This is a genomic window from Epibacterium sp. Ofav1-8 (assembly GCF_022348185.1).
Taxonomy (GTDB): Bacteria; Pseudomonadota; Alphaproteobacteria; order Rhodobacterales; family Rhodobacteraceae; genus Epibacterium.
The window spans coordinates 183581-201815 of sequence record NZ_JAKRFD010000003.1 but is presented as its reverse complement, the minus strand read 5'-3'; the positions used below and the strand labels follow the sequence as shown (position 1 = coordinate 201815).

At 63.3% G+C, this 18235-nt stretch carries 18 protein-coding genes; 9 read left to right on the top strand and 9 right to left on the bottom strand.

Going from position 1 to position 18235, the window contains the following annotated elements:
* Positions 1–3: 3 nt before the first annotated feature.
* Positions 4–906 (top strand): fructose bisphosphate aldolase, encoded by a 903-nt coding sequence (locus tag MHM97_RS06215; RefSeq protein ID WP_239320793.1) that lies wholly within the window; start codon positions 4–6, stop codon positions 904–906.
* An 82-nt stretch (positions 907–988) separates the two neighbouring features.
* On the opposite strand, the gene MHM97_RS06210 is transcribed toward MHM97_RS06215, so the two are convergent.
* From MHM97_RS06210 to MHM97_RS06200, 3 genes are all read right to left on the bottom strand, one after another.
* Positions 989–2455 (bottom strand): methyl-accepting chemotaxis protein, encoded by a 1467-nt coding sequence (locus MHM97_RS06210; RefSeq protein ID WP_239320790.1) that lies wholly within the window; start codon positions 2453–2455, stop codon positions 989–991.
* 412 nt (positions 2456–2867) lie between these two features.
* A complete protein-coding gene (locus MHM97_RS06205; RefSeq protein ID WP_239320787.1) occupies positions 2868–3593 on the bottom strand; it encodes a sterol desaturase family protein in 726 nt (241 codons plus the stop codon).
* Positions 3594–3642: 49 nt separating this feature from the next.
* Positions 3643–4440, bottom strand: coding sequence for a crotonase/enoyl-CoA hydratase family protein (locus tag MHM97_RS06200; protein ID WP_239320785.1), 798 nt, complete (start codon positions 4438–4440; stop codon positions 3643–3645).
* Positions 4441–4602: 162 nt separating this feature from the next.
* On the opposite strand from MHM97_RS06200, the gene MHM97_RS06195 reads away from it, so the two are divergent.
* Both MHM97_RS06195 and MHM97_RS06190 read left to right on the top strand, forming a co-directional pair.
* Positions 4603–5718, top strand: coding sequence for a pyridoxal phosphate-dependent aminotransferase (locus tag MHM97_RS06195; RefSeq protein WP_239320783.1), 1116 nt, complete (start codon positions 4603–4605; stop codon positions 5716–5718).
* Between the two features lie 126 nt (positions 5719–5844).
* Complete coding sequence (locus MHM97_RS06190; RefSeq protein ID WP_239320780.1) at positions 5845–6081, top strand: hypothetical protein; 237 nt, start codon at positions 5845–5847, stop codon at positions 6079–6081.
* A gap of 39 nt (positions 6082–6120) precedes the next feature.
* On the opposite strand, the gene MHM97_RS06185 is transcribed toward MHM97_RS06190, so the two are convergent.
* The gene (locus tag MHM97_RS06185) at positions 6121–7338 is read right to left on the bottom strand and encodes a pyridoxal-phosphate-dependent aminotransferase family protein (RefSeq protein WP_239320777.1); all 1218 of its coding nucleotides are present in this window, start codon (positions 7336–7338) and stop codon (positions 6121–6123) included.
* 262 nt (positions 7339–7600) lie between these two features.
* On the opposite strand from MHM97_RS06185, the gene MHM97_RS06180 reads away from it, so the two are divergent.
* From MHM97_RS06180 to MHM97_RS06170, 3 genes are all read left to right on the top strand, one after another.
* Positions 7601–9460 carry an ABC transporter ATP-binding protein gene (locus MHM97_RS06180; RefSeq protein ID WP_239320774.1) on the top strand — a complete coding sequence of 620 codons (1860 nt, stop codon included), beginning with the start codon at positions 7601–7603 and terminating at the stop codon, positions 9458–9460.
* A gap of 88 nt (positions 9461–9548) precedes the next feature.
* Positions 9549–10295, top strand: a complete 747-nt coding sequence (ygfZ, locus tag MHM97_RS06175; protein WP_239320771.1) for a CAF17-like 4Fe-4S cluster assembly/insertion protein YgfZ — start codon at positions 9549–9551, stop codon at positions 10293–10295.
* 180 nt (positions 10296–10475) lie between these two features.
* On the top strand, positions 10476–10622 hold the full coding sequence (locus tag MHM97_RS06170; RefSeq protein ID WP_239320768.1) for a hypothetical protein: 147 nt from the start codon (positions 10476–10478) through the stop codon (positions 10620–10622).
* 166 nt (positions 10623–10788) lie between these two features.
* On the opposite strand, the gene efp is transcribed toward MHM97_RS06170, so the two are convergent.
* The gene (efp, locus tag MHM97_RS06165; protein ID WP_239320765.1) at positions 10789–11352 is read right to left on the bottom strand and encodes an elongation factor P; all 564 of its coding nucleotides are present in this window, start codon (positions 11350–11352) and stop codon (positions 10789–10791) included.
* Between the two features lie 227 nt (positions 11353–11579).
* Here efp and MHM97_RS06160 point away from each other — a divergent pair, with 227 nt between their 5' ends.
* Both MHM97_RS06160 and MHM97_RS06155 read left to right on the top strand, forming a co-directional pair.
* Complete coding sequence (locus MHM97_RS06160) at positions 11580–11897, top strand: DUF6280 family protein (protein ID WP_011539313.1); 318 nt, start codon at positions 11580–11582, stop codon at positions 11895–11897.
* A gap of 194 nt (positions 11898–12091) precedes the next feature.
* Positions 12092–13558 (top strand): cobyric acid synthase, encoded by a 1467-nt coding sequence (locus MHM97_RS06155; protein ID WP_239320762.1) that lies wholly within the window; start codon positions 12092–12094, stop codon positions 13556–13558.
* Positions 13559–13742: 184 nt separating this feature from the next.
* Here the strand turns inward: MHM97_RS06155 and MHM97_RS06150 are convergent, their stop codons facing one another.
* The 4 genes from MHM97_RS06150 to MHM97_RS06135 form a co-directional block, all read right to left on the bottom strand.
* Positions 13743–14924, bottom strand: a complete 1182-nt coding sequence (locus tag MHM97_RS06150) for a hypothetical protein (protein ID WP_239320759.1) — start codon at positions 14922–14924, stop codon at positions 13743–13745.
* Positions 14925–14999: 75 nt separating this feature from the next.
* Positions 15000–16421 carry a TolC family outer membrane protein gene (locus tag MHM97_RS06145; protein WP_239320756.1) on the bottom strand — a complete coding sequence of 474 codons (1422 nt, stop codon included), beginning with the start codon at positions 16419–16421 and terminating at the stop codon, positions 15000–15002.
* Positions 16422–16588: 167 nt separating this feature from the next.
* Positions 16589–17242: a protein-L-isoaspartate O-methyltransferase family protein gene (locus MHM97_RS06140; RefSeq protein WP_239320753.1), complete on the bottom strand. Its 654-nt coding sequence runs from the start codon at positions 17240–17242 to the stop codon at positions 16589–16591.
* 248 nt (positions 17243–17490) lie between these two features.
* On the bottom strand, positions 17491–17775 hold the full coding sequence (locus MHM97_RS06135) for a TraR/DksA family transcriptional regulator (RefSeq protein ID WP_239320751.1): 285 nt from the start codon (positions 17773–17775) through the stop codon (positions 17491–17493).
* Positions 17776–18093: 318 nt separating this feature from the next.
* Between MHM97_RS06135 and MHM97_RS06130 the strand changes: the two genes are divergently transcribed.
* Positions 18094–18231, top strand: coding sequence for an entericidin A/B family lipoprotein (locus MHM97_RS06130; protein WP_239320748.1), 138 nt, complete (start codon positions 18094–18096; stop codon positions 18229–18231).
* Positions 18232–18235: the final 4 nt, after the last annotated feature.

Here is an 18235-nt window from a genome sequence, read left to right as displayed (position 1 = left end):
GTCATGGCGACAGACCCCGCAACCCATCAGCAACAGTTTGACCGCATTGCAACTGGCAAGGGCTTCATCGCCGCGCTGGACCAGTCTGGCGGCTCCACCCCCAAGGCGCTGGCGCTTTATGGCGTAATGGAAGACGCCTATTCCAATGACGAGGAAATGTTCGGAGAAATCCAGAAGATGCGCGCCCGCATCATCACCGCACCGGATTTCAACAGCGATAAGATCCTTGGCGCGATCCTGTTTGAAAAGACCATGGACAATGCCATCGACGGCACGCCGGTCCCCACCTACCTCTGGGAAAAATGCGGCGTTGTGCCCTTCCTGAAGGTCGACAAGGGTCTTGCGGATGAGGCCGACGGCGTCCAGCTGATGAAGCCGATGCCCGATCTCGACGCGCTGTTGGAACGCGCGGTTGCCGCTGGTATCTTTGGCACCAAGATGCGCTCCGTCGTCAAGGAGGCCAACGAGGTCGGCATCAAATCCGTGGTGGCGCAGCAGTTCGAGGTCGGCCTCCAGATCGCCCGCGCCGGTCTGGTTCCGATCATCGAACCCGAGGTGGACATCAACTCCGCCACCAAATCCGAGGCCGAAGCCCTGCTGAAGGCCGAGATCGCGGCCCAGCTTGACGCCCTGCCCGAAGGCACCAAGGTCGCGCTCAAACTCACCATTCCTGATGAGGCAGGTCTCTATGACAGCCTCGCGGATCACTCCGCCGTGGTGCGTGTGGTGGCGCTGTCTGGTGGCTACACCACCGATGATGCCTGCGCGCGGCTGTCGCAAAACAGCAAGATGATCGCCTCGTTCTCGCGCGCCCTCACCGAGGGGCTGAATGTGGCGATGTCGGATGCGGATTATAACGCCGCCCTTGGCTCAAACATCGACAAGATCTACAAAGCCTCGCTCTGAGACACGTCGTATTCAGACCGTTGTTTGAAACAGAAACGGCCGCAGCACCCGCTGCGGCCTTTTTTGCTTTTTACATCACAGGTTAGCCCGCGCGGCGGAAGGCTGCGTCCTGCCCGCCCTCAGCACCGACGCTCTGCGTGCCTGCGTCCAGTTGGAACACGGAGACCAGCCCCGAGAGGGTGGATGCCTCGTTGCGCATCTCCATCAGGGCGGCCGTGCTTTGTTCGACCATGGCCGCGTTTTGCTGGGTCACACTATCAAGCTGCGACACGCCGATGTTGATCTCGCCAAAGGCCGTGGATTGCTGATCCGCCGAGCTTGCCACCTGCTCGGTCAGCTCCGCCGCTTCGTTGATCTGGCTCACGATGCTCTCCAGCACGTCCCCCGCGTTGCCCACGAGTTCGACACCGCTTTCCACATGCTTGCTGCTGATGGCGATCAGCTCTTTGATTTCGCCAGCAGAATCCGCCGTGCGTTGAGCAAGATTGCGCACCTCGGAGGCCACCACGGCAAATCCGCGCCCGCTCTCGCCAGCGCGGGCGGCCTCCACGCCCGCATTCAGCGCCAACAGGTTGGTCTGAAAGGAGATGTCGTCGATCACCGAGATGATTTTGGAAATCTGCGCCGAGGAGTCGGCAATCTCGTTCATTTTCTCAACTGCATTGCGCACCACCACGCTGCCCTCTTCGGCGCGTTGGCGGGTGGTGCCGACGGTGAGGCTTGTTTTCTGCGTGGCCTCCGCCGACGAGCGCATGCTGGCGCTGATCTCTTCCACCGCGGCCGCTGTTTCCTCCAGCGTGGCTGCCTGGGATTCGGTACGTTGTGACAGATCCTGGGAGGCTTGCGAGACCTCCAGCGCACCGCTGTCCAATTGTTGTGCCGAGCTGCGAATGCCCGCGATCACCTGCCGCAGGGCCCCGAGCGCCGCATTGAAGCTCTCTCTGATCCCATTGAACTGCTCCGGAAAATCGCTGTCCTGCGGAGACGGGATGTCATGGCTCAGATCCTGAGCCGCCAACGCCTCGATCGCCTCGGTCATATAGCGGAACCCCCGGTTCTGCTCTTCCTGAACGGCCTCGGCATGGGCATCAAAAATCAACTGGATATCCAGCGCCATCGCGCGGGACAGGATGCCCAGCAACTGATGCGTTTCCTTGGCGGGGCGCAGGAACCGCCGCGCCCCCTGTTTCAGGACCAACGCCTGAATATGGGCGGTCGCATGGGCATAGCCCGCATTGAAGAAGGAGAACGGCAGCCCGATCCGGGTGTGAACGCGGCCGATGTTCTGTGCCGAGGCCAGATACTCCGCACTGAAATCACCGGAAAACAGGCGCGACCAGTGTTTCAGCTGTTCCGCCTTTGCGCGCTCCATCATGGCATCACTTTTGAAGAAGGCGGCCATTTCCGGTTCGCGCCCGACCCGGTCGTAAAAATGAGCCAGGACCTCGGGCAACAGCGCCATCACCATCGGCGCCGCGCGTTGCAGACGGGCCCTGTTCTCCCCGTCAAGATCGTAAGTCGCCAACAGCGCGTTTATGTCAATCGTCACAGGACTACTCCTCCGCATTCCCTAAAAAGCAGCGAGCGCCGTGAGTGTATCGTAAAAAAGAGCGCCGCAAGACCCGAAGAGGATTATGGAGGATTTGCGAACGAATGCTGAATGTTTAAAAGTTTATGGTTTACGCGTGTAAAACACTGAATTTTCATTGCTTCAGCTGTCGCACCGCACGGATACGACGCCATCACGTGGCGGCAGACACACATACATCTGACAGTCATGTTTCTGACATGATTCGGTTGATGATGTCGCCCAAGCGGCCTCAGTCCGCCGATGTCAAATCCAGCGCGGGCCTCAACATGGCCCATTCCGCGCGATTTCAGACAGTCACCGGTGCCAGAGGTCGGGGGCAAATCATGCGCCGCGCCGCTGTGTGATCAGCGCAGTGGCGATATGGGCGTGTTTACGCGCGACAAGCGCGGGCGATCTCTTCGGCACTCAACTGGTAACGATTTGCAAACCGTTTCCGCGCGGCCACCAGCCTCGGGTCGTCCGGTGTCATGCCAAGGGTGCGGATAAACTCGACCCGCTGCTGGCTCTTCAGCGCCTCGCGGTCGATGGCCGTGCCCATCGCGCGGTCGATCACCTCACCGCCGGGCGAGACATGGAACCATTTGGAGAAATCGCGGAAATGGTGCTGGTTGTGAAGCTGGGTCACATGCCGCTCCACCCGTGTTTTGGACACTGTCAGATGCGCGGTCATGTGAAACCATTCATACCCCAGAAAGGTCGCTACCCCGCCCACCAGCACGATCGCCGCCGCAAGCGTCAGCGCATGCAGCGGCAGGACCAGCCACACCAGCCCGTAGATCAGCGCAAAATTCACCGCCAGCATCGGCAGCGCCACCCAGATCGGCGCAAAGAACAGCCGGTGATTGGTCGGAAAATCATGGTGGCCGTAATGGGCCTGATAGAGCAGATCAAAGGCCCACTGTCGGCGCGGCGGCTTCAGGTGGAAGATATACCGGTGCAGCCCGTATTCATTGAGCATCTGCAAGCCGACCCCCAGCACCACAAAGCCCCATTGCCATGTCGCCCCCTGCATCAGCAGGATCGCCACACCCAGCGCCACCGCCGCCAGCATCACCGGCACCGACGGGTGCGACAGCAAGAGTTTCAACCGCATCATGTCCGCTCCTCCCCGAATGGACCTGCCCAGCCTGCGCGCCCTGGCGGCGCTACTTAAAGACCGGCGGGCGTTTTTGCATGTTTGCCATCACCACTTCCATCTGTTCGGGCTTGCCGATCAGTGCCGCCTGTTCTTCGCTTTCGCGCAACAGCACCTCTGCGGCATTGGCACCGCTTTCGGCATAGGCGATCAGGCGCTTGGCGGCGCGGATGGCATTGGGGCCCTTGCCTGCGATCTCTGCCGCAAGCGCCTGCGCGCGGGCCAACGGATCATCCGCGACCTCGGTGATCAGCCCCCAGCGCTCGGCCTGCTCGGCCTCCACCGGCGTTGCCGTATAGGTCAGCATGCGCAACACATCCGAACGCACCAGTTGCGGCAGGAGCGCCATGCCTCCCATATCCGGGATCAGGCCCCACTTCATTTCCATCACCGCGAGCTTTGCATCCGGGGCAGCAATGCGCATATCCGCCCCCATCGCAATCTGAAGCCCTGCGCCAAAGGTTGCCCCCTGCAAGGCCGCGATCACCGGAATATCCAAGGCGCGCCACATCATGGCGACGGCCTGAAAATCATTGGCGTCCCCCTCGGTACGATCCATGATCCAGCCGGTGTCCTGCATCTGCCCCATCGCGGCAAAGCTCATGACATCAAGGCCCGCGCAGAAACTCTTACCCTCGCCCGACAAAACCACCGCCCGCGCGTCAGAGGCCGCAACCTCCCTGGCCGCCTGGATCACCGCCGCCAGCATGTGTTTGTCGACCGCGTTCATCTTGTCGGCGCGGGTCAGGGTGACATGGGCCACGTGGTCGCGGATCTCGACGGATACACGCGCGTTTTCCTCAGCCATCACAGGCTCCTCCTCTGGTCGTCTCGCGTGCCGTCGCTGTGGCACCCTCGTTGGTTGCACCCAGCTTGCCGCGCTTCGCCCGCGCTTTCCAGCCTGACGCCGGGGCACCGGATCACGCCTGGCCCCTTGCCCGTCTGCGTCCACCCGGCTAGGTCTTGGCGCATGACAGACAGCCGCCAAACCCCGCTCGCCCAGTCCCTGCCCGCTTCGGTCCCTTTTGTGGGGCCCGAAACCCATGAACGCCAGCGCGGCGCGCCTTTTGTGGCGCGGCTCGGCGCGAATGAGAATCTCTTTGGCCCCTCGCCCAAGGCCGTCGCTGCCATGCAGGCCTCGGCGGCAGAGATCTGGAAATACGGCGACGCCGAAAGCTATGAGTTGCGTCAGGCCCTTTCTGATCTGCACGGCGTTGCCCCCGAACACATCATGGTTGGTGAGGGGATCGACGGGCTTCTGGGCAATCTGGTGCGGCTTTATGTGGGCGCTGGGGATGCGGTGGTCACGTCGCTTGGGGCCTATCCCACGTTCAACTACCATGTGGCAGGGTTTGGCGGTGTCCTGCACACCGTCCCCTACAAGGACGACCACGAGGACATCGCCGCATTGATGGCCAAGGCCCATGAGGTCAACGCCAAGATCGTCTACCTCGCCAACCCCGATAACCCGATGGGCAGCTGGCATCGCGGCGCGGATATCGTCGCCGCTTTGGATGATCTGCCCGAGGGCAGCCTCTTGCTGCTGGATGAGGCTTACGTGGAATGCGCCCCCGCAGGCACCGCCGCACCGGTGGATGTGACCGACCCGCGCGTGATCCGCATGCGCACCCTCTCAAAGGCCTATGGCATGGCAGGCGCGCGCGTCGGCTATGCGATGGGCGCGGTCGAGGTGATTTCCGCCTTTCACAAGGTGCGCAATCATTTTGGCATGAACCGTTGTGCCCAGATTGGCGCAACCGAGGCAATCAAGGATCAGGACTGGCTGGCCCATGTGCAGGCAGAGATTGCCACCGCCCGTGATGAGATTTCCCGCATTGCGCGCGACAATGGCCTGACGCCGCTGCCCTCTGCCACCAATTTCGTCGCCATCGACTGTGGCCACGACGGGGATTTTGCCAAGGCGGTCCTGGAGGCGCTGGTGGCGCGCGACATCTTTGTGCGCATGCCTTTTGCAGCACCGCAAAACCGCTGCATCCGCGTCAGCTGCGGCCCCGAGGCCGAGCGCGCCGCCTTTGCTGCCGCTCTGCCTCTCGCGCTGGAAGAGGCGCGCCGCAAACGCGGCTGACCCAGCGGCGCGGTCGCGCATAGCGCAAGCGAACCGGTAAAACCTCCCGTCGGTGCGGGCGCTTTACCCGGGGTTTACCCCTTTAGGGCTAGGCTGTTCGGACAGTGCCTGCCTGGAGGGGTAATCATGAAACGCCAAGATATGCACCATGACAGCACGGATCTTCTGTCCACCACGCTCAGTTTTCTGGCCGTGAACCTGCTGTGGATCTTCATTGCGCTCTGGCTTCTCTATGGAATGGTGCCGGTGCTGTTGCTGGCGGTTGCGATGAACCACATGATCAACCGGCTTGAGGTGCGCATGATCCGTGCCGAGCAACGCGCAGACACCCGCGGCGCGCCTCCCCTCAACCGGCGCATCTGATCCCGCAAGAGGCGGACCACAGCGGCCCGCCATCTGATCTCAGCCCGTCTGCGCTCCGGCGAGCACCTGAGCCGCCGCCTCCAGCGCGCCAGAGCCATGCGGGATATCCAGTGCACTCAGACCCGTTTCAATTCCGCCCAGCAGCCCCATGATCATATGGCCGTTGACGTGCCCCATATGGCCGAGACGGAAAAACCCGTGCCACTCTGCGCTGTCGGGCGGCGCCATGCCAAGCCCGATCCCCAGCGTGAGGCCAAGGTTCTCCTCCAGCCACATCCGCAGATCCGTGGCCCGTGGTGAGGGCAGCCTGAGCGCCGTCACCGCATGCGAGCGCAACGCAGGATCCGCCACATTCATCGCCAGCGCGCCGCCTTCGCTCCAGCGATCACAGGCCGCCCAGATCGCCCGCGCCAATGTCTCATGACGATCCCAGATCTGCTCGATCCCCTCTGCGTGGATCAAATCCAATGCCGCGCGCAGACCATAAAGATGATGCGTCGGCGCGGTGCCGCCAAAGAACTGATAGAAATATTCCGGGTTGGCGCGCGGCGACCAATCCCAGTAGCGGCTGACCCGAGGCAGACGCGCGCGGGCCTCTGCGGCCTTGTCGTTAAAGAACACAAACGACATCCCCGCAGGCACCATCAGCCCCTTCTGGCTGCCGGTGACCATCACATCAACGCCCCAGGCGTCCATCTCGAACCGGTCGCACCCGAGTGAGGCAATGCAATCCGCCATCAACAACGCCGGGTGGTTCGCTGCGTCCAGTGCCCCGCGCAAGCCCTTGATATCATTCCGGATCGACGTGGAGGTATCGGTATGAACGCCCAGCACCGCCTTGATCTCATGCGCCGTGTCTGCGGCCAGCCGCTCCGCCACGCGCGCCAGATCAAAGGCGGCCTGCATGCCGAAATCCACCACCTCGATCTGCAAGCCGATCGCTTCGGCCATCTCGCTCCAGCCATAGGCAAAGCGCCCGGAGGCCGGAACCAGAACCTTATCGCCCTCCTGCAAGGTGTTTGACAGCGCCGCCTCCCACGCGCCGTGGCCGTTGGCGATATAGATCGCCACATGATGCTCGGTGCGGGCCACTTTGCGCAGATCGGGGGGCAGCGTATCGGTCATCTCGACCAACTCACCGGCGTAGATATTGGGAGAGGCGCGATGCATCGCCTGCAACACCTGATCCGGCATCACCGAAGGCCCCGGGATCGCCAGATAGGACCGACCGGAGGAAAGTTTCACAGAATCGCGCATATTCAAATGTCCTGCTGGGGGCTGGTACGGACCTGTCCTGAAGCCAGGCCGTGCCGCTTCATTGCAAACTGGGCGCAGCCTAGCGCGGCTTTCTGCGAGGTCAATCGCGGTCTTGCCACTGCGATGCCCCGTACCGGCAGGTGGCTTGCACCCTGATCCTGAGCTGCTTAAATGGCGGGGCTTGTCGCAAAATTTGCGATCAGTCCAAAACCAGAGACAGGTGGCGACAGCACTTGGCACATCGGGCAGGGAAACGTCTGGAATGAGCACTCAATACATGTCCTCGCGCGAATTGCTGCGTTGGCTCTGGCGCGGATACCTGCGCCACCACGTTGGCCTGCTTGCCATTGCCGTTTTCTTCATGCTGCTCGAAGGGGCCTCTGTCGGGGGGCTCAGCTACATGATGCAGCCGATGTTCGACCTGGTCTTTGTGGATGGCAGCGAGAATGCCCTGGTCTGGGTCAGTATCGCCTTTTTCTGCATCTTTCTGCTGCGCGGGTTCAGCTCGGTGACGCAGAAGGTGATCCTCGCCACCATCAACCAGCGGTCCGAGGCGCATATGCGCACCGATATGCTGGACCGGCTGATCCATCAGGACGCCAGTTTCCACCAGAACCACCCGCCCGGTTTCCTGATCCAGCGGGTGCAATCGGATGTGGCGGCGATCAACCAGGTCTGGCAGGCGATCATCACCGGGTCGGGCCGGGACGTGGCGCAGTTGATTGCCGTGCTGGGGGTGGCCATCAGCGTCGATTGGCGCTGGACGCTGATCATGCTGATCGGCGTGCCGCTGCTGGTGCTGCCGCTGTCGATCGTGCAGCGCTACGTGCGCAAAAAAGCCAGCATGGCCCGTGACCTTGGCGCGGTGCAGGCTACCCGTCTTGACGAGGTGTTCCACGGCATCGTCCCGATCAAGCTGAACCGGCTGGAAGACTATCAAAGCGGCCGCTACCGCACCGCGACCGCCGCCTTTGTCCGCGCCCAGATCAAGGCCGCGCTCGGCGCGTCGTCCACCACCGGCATGGTTGATATGATGGCCGGGCTTGGGGTGATGTGTGTGATCCTGTTTGGCGGGCGCGAGATCATTGATGGCGACAAGACGGTCGGCGAATTCATGAGCTTTTTCACTGCGATTGGCCTCGCCTTTGACCCGATGCGCCGCCTCGCCGCCATTATGGGCATCTGGCAGGGGGCCGCCGCCGCGATGGAGCGCATCAAGGAGCTGATGGATGCCCCGATCACGCTGGTTTCGCCGGAAGAGCCCAAACCTGCGCCCAAGGGGCTGCCTGAAATTCGCCTCGACAATGTGAACCTCTATTATGGCGAGGCGCATATCCTCCGCGATCTGTCACTGGTAGCCGAGGCCGGTAAGACCACCGCATTGGTGGGCGCATCGGGCGCCGGGAAATCCACGATTTTCAACATTCTGACACGTCTGGTTGATCCGCAGAGCGGCTCTGTCACCCTGGATGGAACCGAGGTGCGCGATCTCGACCTTGGCGATCTGCGGGACCTGTTCTCCGTGGTGACACAGGACGCGCTGCTGTTTGATGAAACGCTCAAGGAAAACATCCTGCTGGGCCGCACCGACGTCAGTGACGAACGTCTCTCGGAGGTACTGGACGCCGCCCATGTTTCGGATTTCCTGCACAAGCTGCCGGATGGTCTGGAAACACGGGTCGGGCCGCGTGGCTCTGCGCTGTCGGGCGGGCAGCGCCAGCGTGTGGTGATTGCACGCGCATTGCTGCGCGACACGCCGCTGCTGCTCTTGGATGAGGCGACATCGGCGCTGGATGCCCAGTCCGAGAAAGTGGTGCAAAAGGCGCTGGAGAAGCTCTCTGGCGGGCGCACCACGATCGTGATCGCGCACCGCCTTTCGACCATTCGCTCGGCCGACAAGATCGTGGTGATGGAGCGCGGCCGTGTCATGGACGAGGGCCGACACGAGGATCTGCTCGCGCGGGGCGGCATCTATGCCGATCTCTATCGCCTGCAATTCCAGGACGGTAAAACGGTGATCGATACCGATGGGGTCACCGCACAGCTGTCCCGCAACGCCAATCGCAACGAGGGAGAGCGTGCAGGCCTGCTGCGCCGCTTTGCCCGTCGTCTGTTTGGCTGACCCACGGCGAGCCAGACCCGCTTGAACTCCGGCGCGTTCGGGGGCACATCTTTTGCAGACCGCGCAAACAGCCCAATGGGAGACGTACATGGCCGACCGCCGCATCTTTCGCCTGCATGGACCGGACACGCACAGCTTCTTGCAAGGATTGGTCACCAGTGACGTTGACCGCCTCTCCGAGGGGCTGGTCTATACGGCGATCCTGACCCCGCAGGGCAAATACCTCGCGGATTTCTTTCTCGTCTCCGAAGGCGAGGCGGTGCTGCTGGATGTGGCCGATGATCTGGCAGATGACCTTCTGAAACGGCTCAAGATGTACAAGCTGCGCGCCAATGTCACCATCGACGAGACCGAGCTGAAGGTGCAGCGCGGCACTGGGGACGCCCCCGAAGGCGCCCTGACGGACCCGCGCCACCCGGCCCTCGGCTGGCGTCTTTATGGCGATGCCACGGGCGATGACGGCAGCGACTGGGATGCAATCCGGGTGGCGCATGTGATCCCGGAAACCGGCATTGAGCTCACGCCCGACAGCTATATCCTTGAGGTCGGCTTTGAGCGCCTCAACGGCGTTGATTTCCGCAAGGGCTGCTATGTCGGCCAGGAGGTCACCGCCCGTATGAAACACAAGACCGAGCTGCGCAAAGGTCTGGCACAGGTTGAGATCGACGGCGCAGTTCCGGTGGGCGCGCAGATCACCGCAGCGGGCAAACCGGTGGGTCAGGTCCTGACCCAATCCGGCGGCAAGGCGATTGCCTATCTGCGCTTTGATCGTGCCAAGGGCGCGCTGGAGGCCGAGGGCACCGCGCTGCGCTGGCCGGAGGCCCCGGCAGACTGAGGCAATCGTTTACCCCTTGGCCGTTACCCTTGCGCGCACTGGCGGTCGACGCACAAGACTGGCGCGCGTTCAGAGCCGCGAATAGGTTCGCGCACCGGGCCAGGAACAGGGCCGGGCAGACAACGTGGGACATGGGATGACACGCCACGCTGGCAGGATGTAAAAAACGCGCTCCTGTGGATGAAAGCGGCCTCTCATTTGGAGCTGCGCGCCTTGGACGCCTGTCGCGCCAGCACCCAGACCTATGTGGCCTCGATGAACGGGGTCACCGCCGCCTATGGCAAGATGATGGACAGCTGCGGCCATTCCGTCGAGATCCCGCGCTGATCCAGATCCGGGGGCGCTCCCGCCCGTCTCGGGGGCATTGAAATGCCCCCTCCCCCGTTGGGCCCGGCGCCGCTGCGCGGCGCGGACCTGCCCCTCAGTGCGCAGAAAAAAGCCCCGGCCCCGCAGGATGCAGGACCGAGGCTTTAAAAACATAATTCCGCGCGGTTCAGGCGCGTTCGGAATATTCCATGGTCTCGGTGTTGACGACGATCATCTCGTCCTGGCCCACGAAGGGCGGCACCATGACCTTGACGCCGTTATCAAGGATCGCCGGCTTGAAGGAGTTCGCAGCCGTCTGGCCTTTGACCACCGGCTCGGTCTCGACAATCTTGCAGGTCACTTTCTGCGGCACGGTCGCGTTCAGCGCCTCGGAGTCGTAGAACTCCACCACGATGGTCATACCGTCCTGCAGGAACGGGCGGCGATCACCCAACAGCTCTGCCGGCAGTTCGATCTGCTCGTAGGTTTCGGTGTCCATGAACACTAGCATCCCGTCTGTCTCATAGAGGAACTGCTGGTCCTTTTGCTCCAGACGCACGCGCTCGACCTTGTCGGCAGACCGGAACCGCTCGTTCAGTTTGGAGCCGTTGCGCAGGTTGCGCAGCTCGACCTGAGCAAACGCGCCGCCCTTGCCCGGTTTCACGTGATCGACTTTGACCGCAGCCCAGAGGCCGCCGTTATGCTCCAGAACGTTGCCGGGGCGGATTTCATTGCCGTTGATCTTGGGCATGGAAAACTCTTTCAGGTGGTTGATGACAGCTTGGACACCCCTATATCCGGCAGGTGGAAGGCTGACAAGATGACGATATGTCGTGTTTCAGGGCAGGCGTGACCGCGAAATAGGCATGCACATGATGCATAAAAGATATGCATCTTTGGGGTACCCGAATCGTCACAATTCCGCCATAAGGAGCGTCACGCCGAAAATGCAATAGCAAGAACAACAAAGGAAACGAGATGCGAGATTTCGTTGACGGCACCGCATACAATAACGAACAGGGCAACCGGGCACGCAAGCTGTTTGCGGCGGTTGTGCTGGCTGCGCTGGATGATGCCATTGCCGACGACAAGAAATACGGCAACGGTCCCGAGCAGATCGCCCGCTGGGCACGGTCGCGCGATGGGCGCGAAGTACTGACCTGCGCAGGTATCGACCCCAACGAACGTGTGGTCGAAGGCCTGATGGAATTCGTTGGTCGCGGTGTACGGACCTCTGTCGCGCTGTCGCGCGAAGAGAGTGAACGTCGGAACGCAGCGCAGGCCGAAGCGGCCTGAACGCTGGAATAAGCTGCCATGCTTGAACGAAAAGCGCGTCCCTGGGGGGCGCGTTTTTCTTTTTGGGGGTGTGCTTTCTGCATATGCCCTGCCCCGACGGCGCCGACAGATCCCCCCGCGCCAACCTGCGCGATTGACCTTTGAGCACGGGCGTTGCAACCCTGCGCGGACGGACAGCAGAAAAAGACGCCAGAATGACCACCAAGGCCCTCATGATCCAAGGCACCGGCAGCAATGTCGGGAAATCCATGCTGGTGGCGGGGCTGGCGCGCGCCTTGCGCCTGCGCGGCCTCTCGGTCGCGCCGTTCAAGCCGCAGAATATGTCCAACAACGCCGCCGTGACCGCTGACGGGGGTGAGATTGGCCGGGCGCAGGCGCTCCAGGCCCGCGCGGCGGGGCTCGCGCCGCATACGGATATGAACCCGGTGCTCCTGAAGCCGGAAACCGACACGGGCGCGCAGGTGATCGTGCAGGGCAAACGGCGCGGCACCCGCGCGGCGGGGTCGTTTATGCGCGACAAGGCGGGTCTGCTGGAGGCCACACTGGAGAGTTTTCACCGCCTCGCCGCCCAGCATGACATTATCCTCATTGAGGGCGCAGGCTCCCCGGCAGAAACCAATCTGCGCAAGGGTGACATCGCCAATATGGGCTTTGCCGAGGCCGCAGGCGTGCCGGTGGTCCTGGTCGGTGACATCCACCGGGGCGGCGTGATCGCGCAGATCGTCGGCACCCATACGGTGCTGGACGCACACGACCGCGCCCGTATCAAAGCCTTCGCCGTCAATCGCTTTCGCGGCGACCTCAGCCTCTTTGATGGCGGACGCGATGACATTGCGCGCTGGACCGGCTGGCCCTCGGTGGGCGTGGTGCCGTGGTTCTGGGATGCGTGGAAACTGCCGGCCGAGGATATGATGGACATCGCCTCACACGCGGGCGGAGCCTGCAAGGTGGTGGTGCCGCAACTGGAACGGATGGCGAATTTCGACGACCTCGACCCGCTCGCCGCTGAGCCCTCCGTCACCGTTGAGATCATCCCCCCCGGCCGCGCCCTGCCCGGCGATGCGGATCTGGTGCTGATCCCCGGCTCCAAATCCACCATCGGTGATCTGGCCTATCTGCGCGCGCAGGGTTGGGACATCGACATCCTCGCCCATCACCGGCGCGGCGGTCATGTGCTGGGGCTGTGCGGCGGCTATCAGATGCTCGGCCAGACCATCGACGACCCCGACGGCGTCGATGGGCAGCCGGGCAAGGTCGCGGGGCTGGGCCTTCTGGATGTGCATACGGTGATGGCTGGCGACAAACGCGTGACCCTGAGCGACGCGCGCACGCTTGCGGGCGATCTGCCCGTGTCTGGCTATGAGATCCACATGGGCCGCACCACCGGGCCGGATTGCGCCCGCGCGTGGCTGACGCTGGAAGGGCGCGCAGAGGGTGCGACCTCCGCCGATGGCCGCGTGCGCGGCTCCTACCTGCACGGGCTGTTCACCTCGGATGCGTTTCGCACCCGCTTCCTCGCCGACCTCGGCCACCAGTCCGACGTTGGCTATGACGCAGGTGTGGAGGCCACGCTGGATGCGCTTGCCGCCCATCTGGAGCGCTACATGGATATCGACCGCCTGCAGGAACTCGCGGAACCGATCCCCGCCCGCGCGCTCTAAGCACCCTGCCTGCGTTTACCACTGCGTCTGCGCCAAGGCGCGCCCGCAGCGGGCGCCAGCCCGCTGCCCGGCCCAACCAGACGGCGGGTTTTCGCAGAAAACATGATGGATGGGCGGGAGCGCCCCCGGCCCCGCACTCCGTCAGCGTCCTGATGCCCGGCGACAAGCAGCCAGGCAAGGTGCCTCAGAGCAGCTCTTGTGACGCCAAGGCGCGCTGGATCTCACGGCGGACCAGTTTGCGCACGTTGCGGGTGATCCGCTCCCCCAACGCTCCCTGCAGCTCTTCGCGCACGATATCGGACACAAGCTCCCGCAGGCTTTCCTCGTCGAGAAACTCTTCGCTTGCCGACACCGCCGCCATGGCGGTTTCCTCGGCGGCATCCTGCGTCAGCCTGCGCGCGGCATCTTCAGTGGCCTCGCGGCTGGAAGAGAACGACGGGCGCGCAGGAGCCGCATCCAGGTGATCTTCCCACTGAATGGTTTCCACCGACGGGCCGCTTGCCGGCACGGCCTCGATCTCATCCTCGTTCAGGTCCGGCACAGGCACGCCGTTGCGGCTGGCGGGCGCCTCTCCGGCGCCGTGCCCTGCGGTTTCGAGTTCGGCAATCCGGCGGACCACTGCGGCCACCCGGGCGCTCTGCTCGCGCGGAGGCTGGGAGGTGGCGCTGTCCAGTGCCGGGGCGCTGGTTTCGCTGCGCAACGCCTGCTCGCTCACCACGTCAAACAACTTGGCGTTCGGGTCGCGCCACGGCGCCTGCTCCGGTTCGGATTCGGCGTCCGGTTCCGGAGCGATCTCCTCTGCCGACGGATCTGTCACCGCCTCGATCACGCCACCGGCGTCACGCGCTTCCGCAGGCGCGTCCTGCGTCTCGCGCAGCTCCGCGTGATGGGTCATGTGCAACGAAGCTGTTGTGCCGTTCGGAGTGCCGAGATCCGCCGCCTCATCGTCTTCCACGGCCAAAAAAGGCGCTTCTTCGGCGTATTCCGCAGCCTCTGCGCCGCTCTCCTCCGCCTTACGATCCGGGGCCCCATCCGCGTTCGGTCCGGCCGACAGCTGATCGGCCAGCACCCGGGACACATTGCCCTGCGCTTCATACGGCTCTGTCCCGTCGGGCGCGGCATGTTTGGGTTCGGGATCGGCAGAAACAGTGTCGGCGCGGCTGATTTCATCGTCCGGCACCCGCAGGGCGGGTGTCAGAACCAGACGTGTTGCAGGCCGGCTCGCAGGCTCCGCCGGCCCGGTTGCAACTGCCGCAGCGGCGGACTCACCGCCGGAACCGCCCTCGTTCCGCCCGGTTTCGCGAACCAGACGGCGGATGGAGGACAGGACATCTTCGATTTCAGCGTGCGTAACGGGTTCAGACATTTTTGTTGGCCAAGCTCACCTCTTGAGACAAGTCTAGCCAGCTTGCCCGCATCACACAACAGCAACCTCGGATTCTCAGTTCTTTCTCAGAGCCTTGAGCACGCGATCCAGATCCTGCCCCCGCTTGGTCACAAAGGCCGGCGCAGATCGCACCTGATTGTGATAGATCTCGGGATCATAGCGCTCCACCGCGAGGTTGAGGTTCTCGGCCGTCAGCAGCCCCTGGGCCTGAAGGAGGTCATATGCGGCCAGAGCCTGGGTGGCCCGGGCTTGCAGACGTGCGGTCTGCGCATCCAGAAGCTCCTGCTCGGCCTGCAAGACATCCAGCGTTGTCCGCGACCCCAGTGTTGCCTCCTCGCGAATCCCGTCAAAGGCGACCTGCGCCGCCCGCACCCGCTCGGTCGAGGACACCAGGCTGGCCGCTGCGGTCTCAAACGAGGTATAGGCGCTGGCGGCGTTCGACGTGATGCTGCGCTGCGTCGACAACAGCGCGCCGCGCTCCGCATCCAGCCGCGCCAGATCCGCGCGACGGGCCGATGCCAGCGCGCCGCCGGCATAGATGGTCTGCGACAACGACAGCCCCAGATCGAAATTGTCAGAGCTGTTGTCGGTGCTGTGCAACTCGCCATGCGAGGCGGTGGCGCTGAAGTTGAGGCTCGGCCCCATGTCGCGCAGGGAGCTGTCCGCCGTCAGCTGGGCCGCCTTCACCGCGTGCTGCTGCGACCGCAGGCTGGGGTGGTTGCGCAGTGCCAGCGCTTGGGCCGCGTCCAGGCTGTTCGCCCGGCGCGGCAACGGTGGATAGGTGGAGACGGTGCCCGGGGCACGTCCCACGACCTCCTCGTATGTGGCCCGCGCGGTCAGCAAGGCGCCCCGGGCGTCGGTCAGATTGGCGCGCGCCTCGGCGACCTGGCTTTCCGCCAGTGCCACATCCGTGCGGGTCACCTCGCCGACCTCGAACCGATCATTGGCGGCGCGCAATTCTTCCTGAAGCAAACGCAGGTTGTTGCGGCGCAGCGCGACAATATCCTGTTGCGTCAACACGTTGACATAGGCCTGCACCGCCGCGAACAGCACCTGCTGCTCCACATCCACCAGAGTCTGGCGCGTGGCCAGAACCGTTTCCTGTGCGGCGGCGGTGTCCAGACGGGTTGCGCCATTGTCAAACAACAGCCAGTTGAGGCTGACACTGACGGACGCGCCGGTGCTGTGGCTCGACCGCGCGCCCGCGGCGCCAAGCCCGGTGCGATTGTAATCCCGTGCGATGTTCAGAGCGGTGGAGATCACCGGACGCAAGCCCGATACCGATGCGGCAACGCCTTCGTCCGCAACGCGCAGCAATGCACGGTTCTGTTCCAGCAAGCCGCTGCTGGTATAGGCGCCGATCATTGCATCGGTGAGATTGTCCGCACGCGCCTGCGGCACCAGGGCCGCAGCCGTTGCAACGGCGCTAACAGAGACCAGAGCCCTGACCCGCCGTATGTTGAAAAATCCTCGCATCCTGTCGCCTCGATCCGCTTGTTGGGGGCTACCCCGTTACACTCGATTTGCGCCCGACTTACGCAGGCGTCAGTTTACCAGAAACATAGGCGAGGCTCACCACAAGTTGAAGAGGCGCAACATGAATTTCCGGCGATCGTGTCAAGATCGAGACAGACGGCGGAGGATCAGAGCGCGAACTCCGGCGCCTTGGCAAAGCCGGGCAGTACCGGCGCGCCCGCGTTGAATTCGAACCGCCAGGAGATGCGATCACCGCTTTTGTAGCCGATTTTGACCTCGCCCAGGGCCCCGTCCATGAACAGGGCCGCAATGCGCCCGCCATCCTTGAGCTGCGCCAGGATCTCCGCGGGCAGCACCTCGATACCGCCCTGGATCAGGATCACATCGTAGGGGCCATGCTCTGCGGCACCTGCGGCAAGCGTGCCCTCATGCACGATGGCATTGTCGGCATTGCTCTCGCTCAACAGGTCCTGCGCCTCGGATGCCAGCTGCTCGTCTTCTTCGACGCCGATTACCATCTGCGCCAGGCGGGCCACAACTGCGGTCGAGTATCCCAATCCACAGCCGACATCGAGCACCAGCTCATCCTCGCGCACATCCAGCGCGTCCAGCATCTTGGCCAGCGTGCGCGGCTCCGGCACCACGCGCTGCGCGCCCAGCGGCACGTTCTGATCTGCATAGGCGACCTCGGTCTGGGCGTCCGGCACGAAGGTCTCGCGCGGGACAGCCAGCATGGCTTCGATGATCGGGTATTTGGTCACGTCCGACGGGCGGATCTGCGTGTCCACCATCATGCGGCGGAGTGCGGAGAAATCTGTCATCTGCAAAACTCATGTGGTCAGCCGGTTGCTGGTCTTCTGCCACATTGCCGGCGTCGCGGCAACGGTCCCTTTTTCCGCATTGCAAGGATCGCCCCCTGCCCGGCTCGGGTCACTCACTCTTTGGACGCAGTCCGCAGCGGCATGGCGCCCTCACGCCACCTGTGCATTGGCTGCGCCTGTGACTTGCCGCACGCGGGGCCAGGCCAGACGTGCGTCCCGGTCTGGACTGGCCCCGCGTCCAGCAGAGTTCACGCGGAGCAGGACTCGCAAAAGGGGGTCTCGGGATGCTGGCGCAATTGATCGTGGGTCAGATCAGCGCCGCAAATCCTGCAATAGCCATATTCGCCGGCCTTCAACCGATCCAGCGCCGTCAGGATCTCGGTGATCTGGGTGGTCTTGCCCGCGCGACTGTGCGCGGCCCGGGTTGTCTTGGCGTTCTGTGTCAGCGCCGACAACCCCTGCCCGGCCAGCATCCCTGCCGACAACGCGCTGAGCCGGGTTTCAAGACGCTCTTTCTGAGCCGAAAAATCCATGATGTAACCTCCCGAAACAGGTATGATCCGATCTGTGTCACACGCGGTGACATTCAAGTCTCTGCCTGGCTGCTGCCTTGCCCCGGGCGAATTTGCGCCCGTTTTGCACATCTTCAGGTGGGTGCTCGCTGGGATCAGCCTAGGCCAAGATTACAACCTTTGCGCGATAAAGCACCGCCAAATCGTTTCTGCATCTGCGAAAGAGACACGGCGCACGGCCCCAATCGCACTCTTGCCATTTGCGCGGGGATCGGGGAATTTTCCCTATGCTGAACAGGTTCCGAATTTGAACCAAACTCATGAGAAAGACACGCCGCCATGATCCGCCCGCTGCTATTTGGCCTCCTGATCCTCAGCCTCGCCGCCTGCGAAACCACCAAAGGTGCCGGGCGCGACCTGCAGAAGGCCGGACAGGCCATCTCGAACACCGCACGAAACGTGCAGGACGCGCTCTGAGTCG